The sequence below is a fragment of the Streptomyces sp. NPDC049879 genome, assembly GCF_044461265.1.
Taxonomy (GTDB): Bacteria; Actinomycetota; Actinomycetes; order Streptomycetales; family Streptomycetaceae; genus Streptomyces.
Genome location: NZ_JBITKT010000003.1, coordinates 509,112 through 523,248, shown reverse-complemented (window position 1 = coordinate 523,248; position 14,137 = coordinate 509,112). Strand labels below are relative to the sequence as shown.

The window sequence follows — 14,137 nt, the reverse complement described above, 5'->3', positions numbered from 1 at the left end:
GGACGAGGAGAGAACGGCGACATGCCGAAGAACAAGACGCACAGCGGTGCCAGTAAGCGCTTCAAGGTCACTGGTTCCGGCAAGGTGATGCGCCAGCGCGCCGGTCGCCGTCACTACCTGGAGCACAAGCCCTCCACGCTGACCCGCCGCCTCGCCGGCACCACGGAGACGGCTCCGGCCGACGCCAAGAGGATCAAGAAGCTTCTCGGCATGTGAGACGGGCGCGACCGGCGGGGCCACCGCCCGCCGCGCGCCCGACACCGACCGGGACCCATCCGTTTCCGGGCCGCGCGCACGCTCCGCGGCCCCCCTGCAAGGAGTACACACGTGGCACGCGTCAAGAGGGCGGTCAACGCCCACAAGAAGCGCCGGGCGGTCCTCGAACAGGCCAGCGGCTACCGCGGTCAGCGTTCGCGCCTCTACCGCAAGGCGAAGGAGCAGGTCACCCACTCCCTCGTCTACAACTACAACGACCGCAAGAAGCGCAAGGGCGACTTCCGCCAGCTGTGGATCCAGCGGATCAACGCGGCCGCCCGCGCCAACGGCATCACCTACAACCGCTTCATCCAGGGCCTGAAGGCCGCTGAGATCGAGGTGGACCGCAAGATGCTCGCCGAGCTGGCGGTCAACGACCCGAACGCGTTCGCGGTCCTCGTGGAGACGGCGCAGAAGGCCCTCCCCAGCGACGTGAACGCCCCCCGGGCCGCCGCCTGAGCCGACCGACCGCGCCCCGCGCGTCGTCGCCGCTCCGCTCCACCGGACCCGCAGGCCAGGCGGCCTGCGGGTTCCGTGCTGTCGGCCCCGGCCCCGGCCCCGCGGCCGCCCGGCCGTCCTCCCCACCCCGTCACCGCGCAGCCGACGAGCCGCCCGACCGTTCCACGAGAGGTGAGCGCGTGCCCATGGGCCCAGCCGCCGAGCTGATCTCCCCCCGCTCCCCCCGCGTCACCGCCGCCAGGCGGCTGACCAGGCGCAGCTTCCGCGGCAAGGAACGGCGCTTCCTCGCCGAGGGGCCCCAGGCGGTCCGGGAGGCGGTCGGCCACCGTGCGGACGGGCTGCCGACGCTCCTCGAACTCTTCGCCACCCCCGACGCCGCCGAGCGGCACGCCGACCTCCTCGCCGCCGTCCGCGCGGGCGGTGTGCCCGTCCACCTGGCGGGCGACGACGTGATCGCCGGGATCTCGGGGACCGTCACGCCGCAGGGGCTCGTCGGCGTCTGCCGCTTCCTCGACCGGCCGCTGGACGAGGTCCTCGCCGCGCGCCCGCGGCTCGTCGCCGTCCTCGCGCACGTCCGCGACCCGGGGAACGCCGGGACCGTCCTGCGCTGCGCCGACGCGGCGGGCGCCGACGCCGTCGTGTTCACCGACGCCTCGGTGGACGTCTACAACCCCAAGGCCGTCCGCGCCTCCGTGGGCAGCCTCTTCCACCTGCCGGTCGCCGTCGGCGTGCCCGTCGGGGACGCCGTGCGCGGCCTGACAGGGGCCGGGGTGCGGGTCCTGGCGGGCGACGGCGGCGGCGACCGCGACCTCGACGCCGAGCTGGACGCCGGGGCCATGGGCGGCCCGACCGCGTGGATCTTCGGCAACGAGGCGTGGGGCCTGCCCGAGGAGACCAGGGCGCTGGCCGACGCGGTCGTCCGCGTGCCGCTGCACGGCCGTGCGGAGAGCCTGAACCTCGCGACGGCGGCGGCCGTCTGCCTCTACGCCTCCGCCCGCGCCCAGCGGGCCCCCGGCGGCTGCCGGGCGCCGGGCGGGTCCGCCGCCGGCTGACCCCGCCCGGCCCGGATGCGGGGGAGCGGCGTCAGGGCGCGGCCTGCCCGTACTCCATCAGCCGCCTGACCCGTTCCTCCGAGGGCGGATGGGTGCTGAGGAGGCGGCCGAGGACGCCGGACCGCTGCGCGCCCTTCCTCCCCCGCCTGTCCCGCTTCCCTTCCTTCTCCCGCCGCGCGCCCGCCTCGCGCAGCTCGGCCTCGCGCAGGACCGCGACGAGCGTGGGCGCGAAGCCCAGTTCGGCCGCCTTGCGGTCGGCGCGGTACTCGCCCGCCCTGCTCACGGCCGCCAGCAGGTAGGGGGTGAGCACGATGGGCAGGAACAGCCAGGGCATGACGAGCGCCGCCGCCACGACGGTGACGCCCATGAAGAGGATGACGAACGCCCCGCCCAGCCAGAACAGCTTCTGCGCGACCAGGAACACCACCGCGAGCACGGTGCGCGTCACGGCCCAGGTCAGCCGGGCCGGGAGGGCGTACCACATGCCGATCAGCCGGGCCCAGGTGTGGCCGCCGGTGTGGTGGCCCAGCTCGTGCGCGAGGACGGCGGCGAGGCGGCCGGGCGGCAGCTGGGTGAGCGAGCGCTTGGTGACGCCGACGATGTGTCCGGCGGCGGCCACCGCGTTGATCTCGTCGCTCTCCTCGATCCACAGTTCGTAGTCGGTGTGGTCGATGCGCGAACGCGCCCCGATCTCCGACCAGATGGGCGCCAGGTACGCGAACTCCTCGCGGGTCGGCGGACGCAGGTGGAACATGCCGACGGCGAGCCTGCGTTCCGTCGGCCGGTGGAACACCAGCGCGCCCGACGCCAGCCAGGCCAGCAGGACCAGGAGGCCCGGGAGGGCGCCGAGCAGGGCGACGGCGACGCTGGAGACGATGAAGGCGCTGCACAGGAAGTGCGGGGCCAGGGTGAGCAGTTCGCTGACGGCGGTGGCGTCGGCGCCGCGCTGGCGGCGGTCGACGTAGCGGCGGCCGTCGTGCAGGGCCAGGTCGCTGGACGGGTCGAAGACGCGCTGCTCCGGCACCGGCAGCGGCACCGGCACCGGGGGGACCGCCGGGGGCTGGAACCGCGGCGGTACGAGACCGGCCGCGCCGGGCCGCGCGTCCCCCGGACAGGCGGGCGGCGCGGCACCCCGGCCGGTGGCCGGGGACTCGGGGTAGGCGGGCGGAGGTTGCTCGCCCGGGTAGGCGGGTGGTGCGGTCGTGGTGGGGAGTTCGTCGGGGTAGGTGGGGGGCGCTGTGGCGGCGGGGTGTTCGTTCGGGTACGCGGGAGGTGGGGTCGTGGCGGGGTGTTCCGCCGGGTAGGCGGGCGGGGTTGTGTCCTGCGGGAGCCGTTCGTCGGGGTAGGCGGGTGGTGCCGTGGTGGCGTGGTGTTCGTTCGGGTACGCGGGAGGTGGGGTCGTGGTGGGGAGTTCGTCGGGGTAGGTGGGGGGTGCTGTGGCGGCGGGGTGTTCGTTCGGGTACGCGGGTGGTGCCGTGGTGGCTGGGTGTTCGCCCGGGTATGCCGGCGGCGCTGCCGCGGTGGGGTGTTCCGCCGGGTGCGCGGGCTGTGGGGGGACCGACGGGTGGGCCGGGGGTGCCCCCTCCGCGCCCCCGGCGCGGCCCGCGCCGCCCTCCTCCCGGGACCAGAGCCGCACGCGCGGATCGGGCGAACGGGATGCCGTCCGGTCGTCCTGATGTTCGTTCATCGTCCCTCTCGGTCTCCAGCGATGCCGTGCGGATGCCGCGCCGTCGTCCGGCGGCTCATCCGATGAACAGGGCGGCCGGCACGCACACCATCCCCGCGATGAACGACACCAGGCCCACCCGCACCCAGCGCAGCTTGATCATCGCGATCCGGCTCGTCACCCCGAGCGCGTGCAGGAGCCGGTCCCCCGACGCGTCCGTGCTCGCGGCGAGCGCCTCCGCCAGCTGCCCGCCCTTCGCCGCCCGCAGCACGTCCCCGAAGTACGTCAGCGGGGCGCCGGGCGTCCACCGCCCCCTGCCGTAGCGCGGGGCGACGGTGAGCAGGAACGCCGTCAGCGACACCGACAGCCCGGCCACCCCCACCCACCACAGGACCTGCGCGGCGACCGACAGCGCCCCGGGCGACCAGTCGCTCGCCGCCACCGCCCCGCCCAGCAGGCCGGTGGTCAGACCGAGCGCCCCCACGAGGGACGCCGCCTTGCCGTCGGCCCGCGCGATCTCGACGCGTATCTCGGCCAGCAGCCGTTCCGCCAGGGGCCCGGACGCCGCCCCCGTGACCGGATCCGCCATTCCCTTCTCCCTCCCTGATCGTTCCTGTCCGTGTCGCGCCGCCCGGGTGCGTCAGGACCGCGGGTCGGGCGGCGGCGCGGACGGCATGGGCGGCACCGCCGCCTGACCGGACGGCCTGCCCTGCTCGATCGCCGCGGGCTCCGCGCGCGGATCCCCCGGGCGGTGTCCCGCGGCGGGCTGCCCGGTGAAGAGGTCGCGGACGGCCGTGAGCGCCTGCCGGACCGGCTCCTCCAGCTGGTAGTCCTCGAAGTGGCCGCTGGAGACGACCCGGTCGAGCACGCCGAGCTGCTCGACGACCTTCGCCTGCTGCCGCCCGTCGAGCATCTCCAGGATCTTCGGCAGGTCCTGCGGGCGCTGCGCGACTTCGAGCGCCCACGGCACGACGCCCCGCTGCTCCAGGTGCCAGGCGTAGAACCTGGCCTTCTCGGACAGCATCTGCTGCTCGTGGGTGAGTTCCGCGCGCTGCAGGCGGTGGTCGTGCGCCTGGCGCATGAGGTCGAGTTCCTGGCGGCGCATCTCGCGCATCCTGTCGAGCTCGGCCTGCGGGTCGACGCGCTGCGCCTGGTAGCGGATGTCCCGCAGGGCGGAGTGGTGCTCGCGGGCCGCCGCGTCCATGTCGAGGCTCACCGCGTACGTCAGGTGCACGCCGAGGTCCTCGGCCAGCTGGACGCGGGACAGGTCCTCGCGTACGGCGTGCTCCGCGCCCGCGCTGTCCTCGACGGCGAACGCCCGGGTGAGCGTCCGCAGCCGCTGCTCCAGGCGCGGCACGACGTGCGCCGGCACGTCCCGCACCTGGCTCACGACCACCCGGTCCGGCGCCACGACCCGCCAGGAGACGTCGATGTCGGCCGTGAACGAGAACGCGTCGTCGTCCGACGGCAGTGCCAGCGCGCGCCGGAAGTGGTGGATGCCCATGTCCACCTCGTGCACCGAGACGAAGCGCCCGCCGCCCAGCTCGCCGCGCGTCGGCCGGTGCGGCGGCACGTACACCGCGAGGGCGCCGCGCGGGCCGGTGAACACGAGCGCGTGGTCGACCTGCGTGACGGGCCGCCTGGCGGTGAACTCGAAGCGTGCCAGCGGCCTGACGACCAGGACGGGGTCCACGATGTCCGTGTCGCGTCCGGCGTGCTGGTCCCACTGGGGTGAGTAGCGGAATCCCGCCATGTGTCGCTGCCTCTCTCTTTTCCCTGGTCGTGTCCGTGTTCACGTGCCGCGCCGCAGCGCCGCGAGCAGCCGGGCGGCCACGGGCGGCGGGGGGCCGCCGTTCTCGTCGGGCATGGTGCGCAGCAGGTAGCCGAGGCGGTCGGCGTCGGAGCCGGCGGTCACCAGGGCGGGCAGCATGCCGGCGAGCGCCGCCTCCGCCGCCTCGTCCCGCCCCGCGACCAGCACCCACGCGCGCAGGCACCGCTGGGCCGCGCCGCCCGCCGCGCGGTCCCGCAGGACGCGCCGCCACAGCGCCGCCAGCGCCTCCCGTACGGGCGAGCCCGCGTCCTCCTCGTCCCAGCGGCGCAGGAGCACGGGCCAGCCCGCCGGGTCGTCGTGCGGCTCCTCGCGGCGCACGGCGGCGCTCACCAGGGCGCCGTGGGCCAGCGCGCGCAGGGCGGGGGAGTCGTCCACGCACCAGCGCACGAGGCGGCGGGGCACGGAGTCGCCCGGCGTGGACAGCAGGAGCAGCTCGGTGGCCTGGACGAGGGCGGCGGCCTCGCCGTCGCCGCCCGCGCCGTCCTCGCCGCCCGCGCTGTCCGTGCCGTCGGCGCGGCTCGCCGTGCGGGCCAGCTCGGCCAGGGCGTCCAGGGTCTCCTCGGGGGCGAGCGGGCCGGTCAGCGCGTAGACGCGGACGGCGGTCCAGCGGCGGCGGGGATGGCCCCCGGCGGCCCAGTCGCGCAGGACGCGGTGCACGGCGGCCGTCCCGGCGTACGCGGCGAGGGCCAGCGCGTTCGCCGCCTGCACGGACAGGCGGTAGTCGCGGCTCGACGCCCAGCCGTGCACCAGTCCGTGCATGGCGGCCGAGAAGTCGTGCCGGGCGAGGGCCGCCGCGCTGGCGGCGGCGCGGGTGCGGACGAACGGGTCGCCGTCGCGCGCCAGTTCCGTCAGCCAGGCGGCGAACGGCCCGCGTACCGCCGGGTGGGCCGACCACGCCTCGCGCAGCAGCAGGTCGGCCGTCCCCCGGTCGCGGAAGCGGGTCATCTCCCGGTCCTCGGGGCCCCAGCTCGTCAGCGCGCTCTCCACGTACACGTCCGCGCGCGCCAGCTCCATGCGGGCGGCGCGCGACGTGCCGAAGACGGTGAGGCCCGGCTCGTCGCCCGGCGACTCGACGGCCTGCAGCTCCCCGCACAGGCGGTCGCCCAGCTGCGCGACCGTGGCGTACGGGCCCTCGTCCAGGACGGCGAGCGCCAGCAGGAACGCCTTGTCCCGCAGCCCGACCCGGTCCGGCGGCGCGCTCAGCCAGCCGTCCACCTCGCGCAGCAGCGCCTCCTGGCCGTACGACTCCAGCTCCTCCGCCGGGATCTCCCCGCGGTGGTGGCGCAGCACCTCGGCGGCGAAGCCCGCGACGTGGCGTGCCGGGCGCCCGCCGACGGACAGGAAGGCGCGCACCTGCGGGAGCGCGAGCAGCCGCCCGGCCTCGCCGTCCGACGCCAGGTGGTGCCGCAGGTGCGCGGCGAGCACGGACTCCGGGCCGGGGCGGCGCCACTCGACGGGCTCGACGTCCCCCAGCGCCGCGGAGCGCGCGACGGTGACGACGAGGTACGCGTCCCGCTTGCGCATCCGCTCCTGGCAGCGCAGCAGATGGTGCTGCCGCAGCGGGTTGCTGCGCGTCGTGACCAGGTCGCAGACGACGTAACCGTCCGCCGCCGCCACGTCCTTCACCAGCGCCGCCGGGCCCGTGTCCGGGTCGAGCGCGCGGATGCGGGACGCCCCGGCGCGCCGCAGCAGCATCAGCGCGGCGGCGCGGCGCCCCGAGTCGTGGTCCCCCCTGAGGATCACCACGCGGGACGCCCGCAGTTCGGCGAGCGCGCCCTCGAACGCGTCGCCCTCGTGGAACACTTCGGCGAGCGCCGCCACCTCCGCGCCCGGCACCTCGCCCGACAGGTGCAGCTGCTCGCGCGGGCCGCCCACGTACACCTTGTCGCCCAGGACCACGTCCCCCGTGACCCGGCCGCCGGACACCCCGTGCCTGGCCGCGGCGCCGAACGCGCTGGGGGCGTAGTCGCGCAGTTCCCGCGCGGCGTCCCAGGCGTCGGCCGGGCGCCCGCCCTCGTCCACGGCGGCCGCGGACGGCTCCTCGGCGGGCCCCGGCGGCTGCGCGTCGGGCGCCGGCCTCTCGTCCTCCGTCACCATCCGTCAACGCCCTCCCCGTCGCCGTCGGCGCGCATGATCTTGTCGCCCATCACCACGTCGCCGCCGACATGGCCGCCGGTGACCCCGTAGCGGTGCCCGAACTGCGCGTCCCCCAGGACCATCACCTCCGGCAGCCGCTGCCCCGCCGCCGTCCCCGGTGGTACGGACCCCCGTGCCGTACCACCGGGGGCGGGCCGCCCGTGCAGCCAGCCGCGCACGAGCCCCTCCTTCCCCTCGACCGCCACCTCGTGGAAGGAGTCGCCGCGGATGCCGCGGTGGTTGTGCCGCACCACGCCCTGGTACACGGACTCCGACACGCACAGCACCATGTCGGCCGAGTCGCCGTGCTCCGCGCCACCGCGCCGCTCGCGCAGCGCCCGTTTCAGCGGCTCCCCGTCCAGCAGCCGGAACGCCTGGTCCAGGTCCCAGCCGTACGCGCCCCCGTGCACGCCCGGCAGCCGGTGCGGCGTCACCTCGCCCGCCGCCACGACCACCCGCAGCCGCACCTGCGCGCTGTCCGCCGCCACCCGGTTGTACGCCCCGAGCCGCGCCGGGACCTCGGCCAGCAGCGCCCGCAGCAGGGCCGGTTTCCCGACCAGCGGGCTGATCAGCGCCATGAGGCCGTCCCCCCGATCCTCCAGGTGCTGGTCGGTGTGCCGGACACCGGCCGCCTCCAGCGCGTACTGCACCGCCTCGTGCATGTGGTGGCGCCGCACGCGCCGCACGACGTCGTCACCGCTGCCCGATCCCTCGATGTCGGTCAGCACGATGGTCCTGTGCAACGGTTCGGACTCGGCATCTGCCATGACGGCTCGCTCCTCGGAAGGTGTGCCTCCTTGCGGTGATCAGCCTGCGCCACCGGAGGCACTTCCGCGTAGGACGACCGGCACAGACGGAGTGTGACCGATGACGCACAACTTCCCCCGCGCACACGGTTCTTCCGGCCGTCAGAGCCCCTCGACCCCGGCCGTGATCCGCCGCAGCACCTCCGGCCGCAGCACGACGATCCTGCGGCGCGCGGTGTCCACCACGCCGTTCCTGCGCAGGTCGGTGAGCAGCCGGGCTATCGCCTCGCGCGAGGCGCCGACCGAACCGGCCAGCTCCTGCTGGCTGAGCGGCACCGTCAGTTCGAGTCCGCTCTCGGTGCGGCGGCTGTGCGAGCGCAGCAGGTCGAGCAGCAGCACCGCGAGCCGCTCCCGCACCGACAGCGACGCGAACTGCAGCGCCCTGCGGTCACCCGCCCGTACGCGGTCCACCAGCAGACCGCTCAACTGGTGGTGCGCGTGCGGGTAGTCGGCCAGGAAGTCGAGGAACGTCCCGCGCCCCACCGACGCGCACTCCACCTCCTCCAGCGTCGTCACCGACGCGGAACGCGGCGCCCCCGACAGCGCCGCCGACTCCCCGACGATGTCGCCCGGCCGCCGCAGCGCCAGCAGCACCACGTACCCCTTCGCCGCGGCGGCCGTCACCATCAGCCGGCCCTTGAGGACGAGCAGGACGTGGGTGGACGGGTCGTGCTGGTGGATGATCTGCGTCCGCAGGCCGTACGTGACCCGCCTGCCGAGCGCGAGCAGCGCCTTGCGCTCCGTCTCCTCCAGGCGGACGAGGAACGGGACGCGGTCGTCGAAGGAGGGGAACGAAGGGAAGGAGGGAGGACCGGCGCCGTCGCCTGGCGCGTTCTCGACCATGGGGAGCCCCTGAAGTAGACACGTGCGGCCACACCGTAGCGGAGCGACCGCGCTCAGGCACGGGCCCCCGCACCGCCCGACCGCCCGGGACCGCCGGAAACCGCCGGGGGAGGCCGCGTTCCCGCGTGACCGGGGGCGTACAGGGGGAGTTCCTCCCCGCCCGGCACTAGTAGGCTGACCGGCACTGGGAGAGGGGCTCACGGGGATGCATTCCGCTGCCGGTGCCGGGGAGTCGGACCTCCGGCCCGATGATCTTCCCGACGGACTGGTCGTCGCGGACAGTGACGGCATGGTCACCTGCTTCAACGCCGAGGCCGTACGCCTCACCGGCCGCCTGGCCGCCGCCGCGCTCGGCGCGCCCATCGAGCAGGCCCTCCCGCTGGAGGACCCCGAGGGCCGCCGCTGGTGGCGGCTCACCGACCCGTACCACGGCCTCGCCACCCGCTCGGGACAGCCCGAGCGCAACCTCGTCCTCCCCGACGGCCGCGAGGTCCTCGTCGCCGCGCGCTACGTCCGCACCCGCCCCTCGGGACCCCTGCGCCGCCTCGTCGTCACCCTCCGGGGCACCGACGCCCGCAAGCGCTCGGAGCGCAACAACGCCGAGCTGATCGCCACCGTCGCCCACGAGCTGCGCTCCCCCCTCACCTCGGTCAAGGGCTTCACCGCGACCATGCTCGACAAGTGGGAACGCTTCACCGACGAGCAGAAGCGCCTGATGCTCCAGACCGTCGACGGCGACGCCGACCGCGTCACCCGCCTCATCACGGAACTGCTCGACGTCTCCCGCATCGAGTCAGGCCGCCTGGAGCTGCGCCGCCAGCCCGTGCGCCTCGACGAGGCCGTCCGCCGCCACGTCGCCACCCTCGTCCACGGCGGCTGCCCCCCCGACCGCTTCGACCTGCGTGTGGAGGGACGGCTCCCCGGCCTGTGGGCCGACCCCGACAAGATCGACCAGGTCCTCGGCAACCTGCTGGAGAACGCGGTGCGCCACGGCGCCGGGACCGTCACCGTCGAGATGCGCCCGGCGCCCCCCGCCGAGACCCGGCGCGGCCAGGAGGGGACGGCGGTCACCGTGAGCGACGAGGGCCCCGGCATCCCCGAGGACGCCGCGCAGCGCGTCTTCACCCGCTTCTGGCGCGGCGGCGACCGGGCCGGCACCGGCCTCGGCCTGTACATCGTCAAGGGCATCGTCGAGGCCCACGGCGGCACCGTCACCGCCGGCCGCTCCGACGGCGGCGGCGCGCGCTTCCGCTTCGTGCTGCCCGCGGGCACCCCGCCCTTCTTCTCCTGAGGGGAGCGCCCCGGTCCCGCGGGCCGACGCCGCGTTCGGAAGTCGCCACGCACCCGCTTAGACTCGGTCCCCGGGCACCCCGGGGCGCGCAGCGGGGCGTCAAGCCAAACGGAAGCACGGGAAGAGATGTCGGCACCCAACAAGTCGTACGACCCAGTCGAGGTCGAGGCGCTCAAGCCGGAACGGATCGACGCCGCCCGGGACGAGGCGCTGGCCGCGATCACCGCGGCGGGCAGCCTCGACGCCCTGCGCGAGGTCAGGACCGCCCACGCGGGCGACCGCTCGCCGCTCGCCCTCGCCAACCGCGAGATCGGCGCCCTGCCGCCGCACGCGAAGGCGGACGCGGGCAAGCGCGTCGGCCAGGCCAGGGGCGCGGTCTCCAAGGCGCTCGCCGCCCGCCAGGAGCAGCTGGAGCGCGAGCGCGACGAGCGCGTGCTCGTGGAGGAGGCGGTGGACGTCACCCTCCCCTGGGACCGCGTGCCCGCCGGGGCGAGGCACCCGCTCACCACGCTGTCGGAGCGCGTCGAGGACATCTTCGTCGCCATGGGCTACGAGGTCGCCGAGGGCCCCGAGGCGGAGGCCGACTGGTTCAACTTCGACGCCCTCAACATCGGCCCCGACCACCCGGCCAGGACGACGCACGACACGTTCTTCGTCGCCGACGACCGCGAGGGCACCCCCGCCGACGGCTCGGGACTCGTCCTGCGCACGCACACCTCGCCGGTGCAGATCCGCTCCATGCTGACGCGCAAGCCGCCGCTGTACGTGGTCTGCCCGGGCCGCGTCTACCGCACCGACGAGCTGGACGCCACGCACACCCCCGTCTTCAACCAGGTCGAGCTGATCGCCATCGACGAGGGCCTGACCATGTCGGACCTCAAGGGCACGCTCGACCACATGGTGCAGTCGCTCTTCGGCCCCGGCATGCACACGCGGCTGCGCCCGAACTACTTCCCCTTCACCGAGCCGTCCGCCGAGATGGACATGGTGTGCTTCCGCTGCCGCGGCGAGTCCGTGGGCAACCCGGACCGGCCCTGCCGCACCTGTTCCAGCGAGGGCTGGATCGAACTGGGCGGCTGCGGCGTGATGAACCCGCGCGTCCTGATCGCCTGCGGCATCGACCCGGAGAAGTACAGCGGCTTCGCGGCCGGCTTCGGCCTGGAGCGGATGCTGATGTTCCGCCACAACATCGTGGACATGCGAGACATGATCGAGGGTGACGTCCGGTTCACCCGGCCGTTCGGGATGGAGATCTGATGCGCGCCCCGCTCTCCTGGCTGCGCGAGTACGTGGACCTGCCCGAGGGGACGTCGGGCCGCGACGTCGCCACCCGGCTCATCGCGGCGGGCCTAGAGGTCGAGACGGTCGAGCGGCTCGGCGACGACATCACGGGACCGCTCGTCGTCGGCCGCGTCCTGGCGATCGAGGAACTCGCCGGCTTCAAGAAGCCGATCCGCTGGTGCCAGGTCGACGTCGGCGCCGCCAACGGCACGGGCGAGCCCCAGAACATCGTCTGCGGCGCCACCAACTTCCGCCCCGGCGACCACGTCGTCGTCATCCTCCCCGGCGGCGTCCTGCCCGGCGGCTTCGAGATCTCCGCCCGCAAGACCTACGGCAAGGTCTCCGAGGGCATGATCTGCTCCGCCCGCGAACTGGGCCTCGGCGACGACCACGACGGCATCGTCGTCCTCCCGCCGGGACACGAGCCCGGCACCGACGCCATCGCCCTGCTGGAGCTGGTGGACGAGGTCCTCGACATCGCCGTCACCCCCGACCGCGGCTACTGCCTGTCGATGCGCGGCCTCGCCCGCGAGGCCGCCACCGCGTACGGCCTGCCGCTGCGCGACCCGGCGCTGCTCGACGTCCCCGCGCCCAACGCGGACGGCTACCCGGCGCGCGTCGAGGACCAGGAGGCGTGCGATCGCCTCGTCGTCCGCCGCGTCACCGGCCTGCGCCCCGACGCGGTGTCCCCGGTGTGGCTCACCCGCCGCCTCCAGAAGGCCGGGATGCGCCCCATCTCGCTGGCCGTGGACATCACCAACTACGTGATGCTGGAGATCGGGCAGCCCCTCCACGCCTACGACCACGCCCGCCTCTCCGGACCCATCGGCGTCCGGCGCGCCACGGCGGGCGAGCGGCTGACGACGCTCGACGACGCCAAGCGCGTCCTCGACCCCGAGGACCTCGTCATCACCGACGACACCGGCCCGGTCGCCCTGGCCGGCGTCATGGGCGGCGCCGACACGGAGATCGCCGACACCACCGAGCAGCCGCTGGTCGGCGCGCCCGAGGGCACCACCGAGATCGTCCTGGAGGCCGCGCACTTCGCCCAGGTCCCCATCGCACGCTCGGCGCGCCGCCACAAGCTGGCCAGCGAGGCGTCCCGCCGCTTCGAGCGCGGCGTGGACCCCGAGGCCGCGCCCGCCGCCGCCCAGCGCGCGGTGGACCTGCTGGTGCTCCTCGGCGGCGGCACGGCGCACCCGGGCGTCACCGAGATCGGCGGCGCCGCCCCCGCCGCGCCGGTCACCATCCCCGCCGACCACCCCGACCGGGTGGCCGGGGTCGCCTACGGGCGGGAGACCGTCGTGCGCCGCCTCCAGCAGGTCGGCTGCTCGGTCACCGGCAGCGACGTGCTGACCGTCACCCCGCCCAGCTGGCGGCCCGACCTCACCGACCCCAACGACCTCGCCGAGGAGGTCATCAGGCTGGAGGGCTACGCGGCCCTCCCGTCCCGGCTGCCGAGGCCCCCGGCCGGACGCGGCCTGACGGAGCGGCAGCGGCTCCACCGCAGGACCGGCCGCGCCCTCGCGGGCGCCGGGTACGTCGAGGCGCCGAACTACCCGTTCACCGGCCCCGCGCAGTACGACGCGCTCGGCCTGGCCGCCGACGACCCGCGCCGCCGCACCGTCCGCCTCGTCAACCCGCTGGACGACACCGAGGGCGGGCTGCGCACCACGCTGCTGCCCGGCCTCCTGGAGGCCCTGCGCCGCAACCACGGGCGCGGCGCGCAGGACCTCGCCCTCTTCGAGACCGGCCTGGTCTTCCTGGCGACCGGCGACGAGCCCGCCGCGTTCCGCCCGGCCGTGACCGCCCGGCCGTCCGACGAGGAGATCGCCGCGCTGAACGCCGCGCTGCCCCGGCAGCCCCGGCACGTCGCCGCCGTCCTCGCGGGGGTGCGCGAGCAGCAGGGCTGGTGGGGCGGCGGACGCCCGGCCGGCTGGTCCGACGCGGTCGAGGCCGCCCGTACCGTCGCCCGTGCCGCGGGCGCCGAACTGCACCTGGAGAACGCGCGGTACGCCCCCTGGCACCCCGGCCGCTGCGCGGCGCTCTCGGTGGTCCTGGACGGCGAGCGCACGGTCGTCGGCCACGCGGGCGAGCTGCACCCGCGCGTCGTGAAGGCCCTCGGTCTCCCGGCCCGCACCTGCGCGATGGAGGCAGACCTCGACCTGCTGGAACGGGCCGGGGCCGGGGTCGTGGAGGCGCCGCGGATCTCGTCGTTCCCGGTGGCCACGCAGGACGTCGCGCTGGTCGTGGACGCCGGTGTGCCGGCCGCCGAGGTCGAGGCGGCGCTGCGGGAGGGCGCGGGCGGGCTGCTGGAATCGCTGCGCCTGTTCGACGTCTTCACCGGCGAGCAGCTGGGCGAGGGCCGCAAGTCCCTGGCGTACGCGCTGCGTTTCCGCGCTCCCGACCGCACGCTCACGGCGGACGAGCTGACCGCCGCGCGCGAGGCCGCCGTCGCGGCCGCGGCCGAGCGGACGGGGGCGGGCCTGCGCGCCTGACCCCGCCGCCGTACGCCCC

The 14,137-nt window shown here is 75.5% G+C and carries 12 protein-coding genes; 6 read left to right on the top strand and 6 right to left on the bottom strand.

Features of this window, described 5'->3' with window-relative positions; all coding sequences use genetic code 11:
- Window positions 1-21: 21 nt before the first annotated feature.
- The 3 genes from rpmI (at window position 22) to ACIBPC_RS13280 (ending at window position 1,766) form a co-directional block, all read left to right on the top strand.
- Window positions 22-216 (top strand): 50S ribosomal protein L35, encoded by a 195-nt coding sequence (gene rpmI, locus ACIBPC_RS13290; protein ID WP_362968042.1) that lies wholly within the window; start codon window positions 22-24, stop codon window positions 214-216.
- A 111-nt stretch (window positions 217-327) separates the two neighbouring features.
- Window positions 328-714, top strand: a complete 387-nt coding sequence (gene rplT / locus ACIBPC_RS13285; RefSeq protein WP_052850732.1) for a 50S ribosomal protein L20 — start codon at window positions 328-330, stop codon at window positions 712-714.
- Window positions 715-899: 185 nt separating this feature from the next.
- The gene (locus tag ACIBPC_RS13280; RefSeq protein ID WP_398844367.1) at window positions 900-1,766 is read left to right on the top strand and encodes a TrmH family RNA methyltransferase; all 867 of its coding nucleotides are present in this window, start codon (window positions 900-902) and stop codon (window positions 1,764-1,766) included.
- Window positions 1,767-1,797: 31 nt separating this feature from the next.
- On the opposite strand, the gene ACIBPC_RS13275 is transcribed toward ACIBPC_RS13280, so the two are convergent.
- The 6 genes from ACIBPC_RS13275 to ACIBPC_RS13250 all read right to left on the bottom strand — a co-directional run bounded on the left by ACIBPC_RS13275 (window position 1,798) and on the right by ACIBPC_RS13250 (window position 9,048).
- Entirely contained in the window at window positions 1,798-3,453 is a 1,656-nt protein-coding gene (locus ACIBPC_RS13275) for a M48 family metalloprotease (RefSeq protein ID WP_398843781.1), read from the bottom strand.
- A 55-nt stretch (window positions 3,454-3,508) separates the two neighbouring features.
- On the bottom strand, window positions 3,509-4,021 hold the full coding sequence (locus ACIBPC_RS13270) for a Pycsar system effector family protein (protein ID WP_398843778.1): 513 nt from the start codon (window positions 4,019-4,021) through the stop codon (window positions 3,509-3,511).
- A gap of 51 nt (window positions 4,022-4,072) precedes the next feature.
- Window positions 4,073-5,185, bottom strand: coding sequence for a hypothetical protein (locus ACIBPC_RS13265; RefSeq protein WP_398843776.1), 1,113 nt, complete (start codon window positions 5,183-5,185; stop codon window positions 4,073-4,075).
- A gap of 39 nt (window positions 5,186-5,224) precedes the next feature.
- A complete protein-coding gene (locus ACIBPC_RS13260; protein ID WP_398843773.1) occupies window positions 5,225-7,360 on the bottom strand; it encodes a hypothetical protein in 2,136 nt (711 codons plus the stop codon).
- Window positions 7,354-8,166, bottom strand: coding sequence for a hypothetical protein (locus ACIBPC_RS13255; RefSeq protein ID WP_398843770.1), 813 nt, complete (start codon window positions 8,164-8,166; stop codon window positions 7,354-7,356). The genes ACIBPC_RS13260 and ACIBPC_RS13255 overlap by 7 nt, the downstream gene beginning before the upstream one ends.
- A 141-nt stretch (window positions 8,167-8,307) precedes the next feature.
- Window positions 8,308-9,048 carry a Crp/Fnr family transcriptional regulator gene (locus ACIBPC_RS13250; RefSeq protein WP_398843767.1) on the bottom strand — a complete coding sequence of 247 codons (741 nt, stop codon included), beginning with the start codon at window positions 9,046-9,048 and terminating at the stop codon, window positions 8,308-8,310.
- A 205-nt stretch (window positions 9,049-9,253) separates the two neighbouring features.
- Between ACIBPC_RS13250 and ACIBPC_RS13245 the strand changes: the two genes are divergently transcribed.
- The 3 genes from ACIBPC_RS13245 to pheT all read left to right on the top strand — a co-directional run bounded on the left by ACIBPC_RS13245 (window position 9,254) and on the right by pheT (window position 14,118).
- A complete protein-coding gene (locus tag ACIBPC_RS13245; RefSeq protein ID WP_362968039.1) occupies window positions 9,254-10,339 on the top strand; it encodes an ATP-binding protein in 1,086 nt (361 codons plus the stop codon).
- A 126-nt stretch (window positions 10,340-10,465) separates the two neighbouring features.
- Entirely contained in the window at window positions 10,466-11,596 is a 1,131-nt protein-coding gene (pheS, locus tag ACIBPC_RS13240; RefSeq protein ID WP_362968038.1) for a phenylalanine--tRNA ligase subunit alpha, read from the top strand.
- Window positions 11,596-14,118, top strand: coding sequence for a phenylalanine--tRNA ligase subunit beta (gene pheT / locus ACIBPC_RS13235; protein ID WP_398843763.1), 2,523 nt, complete (start codon window positions 11,596-11,598; stop codon window positions 14,116-14,118). The genes pheS and pheT overlap by 1 nt, the downstream gene beginning before the upstream one ends.
- Window positions 14,119-14,137 lie beyond the last annotated feature (19 nt).

Coding starts and splice junctions, on each gene's coding strand:
- ACIBPC_RS13275 (WP_398843781.1), bottom strand. CDS start 3,453: ATGAACGAACATCAGGACGACCGGACGGCATCCCGTTCGCCCGATCCG.
- ACIBPC_RS13255 (WP_398843770.1), bottom strand. CDS start 8,166: ATGGCAGATGCCGAGTCCGAACCGTTGCACAGGACCATCGTGCTGACC.
- ACIBPC_RS13250 (WP_398843767.1), bottom strand. CDS start 9,048: ATGGTCGAGAACGCGCCAGGCGACGGCGCCGGTCCTCCCTCCTTCCCT.
- pheT (WP_398843763.1), top strand. CDS start 11,596: ATGCGCGCCCCGCTCTCCTGGCTGCGCGAGTACGTGGACCTGCCCGAG.
- pheS (WP_362968038.1), top strand. CDS start 10,466: ATGTCGGCACCCAACAAGTCGTACGACCCAGTCGAGGTCGAGGCGCTC.
- ACIBPC_RS13270 (WP_398843778.1), bottom strand. CDS start 4,021: ATGGCGGATCCGGTCACGGGGGCGGCGTCCGGGCCCCTGGCGGAACGG.
- ACIBPC_RS13280 (WP_398844367.1), top strand. CDS start 900: ATGGGCCCAGCCGCCGAGCTGATCTCCCCCCGCTCCCCCCGCGTCACC.
- ACIBPC_RS13265 (WP_398843776.1), bottom strand. CDS start 5,185: ATGGCGGGATTCCGCTACTCACCCCAGTGGGACCAGCACGCCGGACGC.
- ACIBPC_RS13260 (WP_398843773.1), bottom strand. CDS start 7,360: ATGGTGACGGAGGACGAGAGGCCGGCGCCCGACGCGCAGCCGCCGGGG.
- rpmI (WP_362968042.1), top strand. CDS start 22: ATGCCGAAGAACAAGACGCACAGCGGTGCCAGTAAGCGCTTCAAGGTC.
- ACIBPC_RS13245 (WP_362968039.1), top strand. CDS start 9,254: ATGCATTCCGCTGCCGGTGCCGGGGAGTCGGACCTCCGGCCCGATGAT.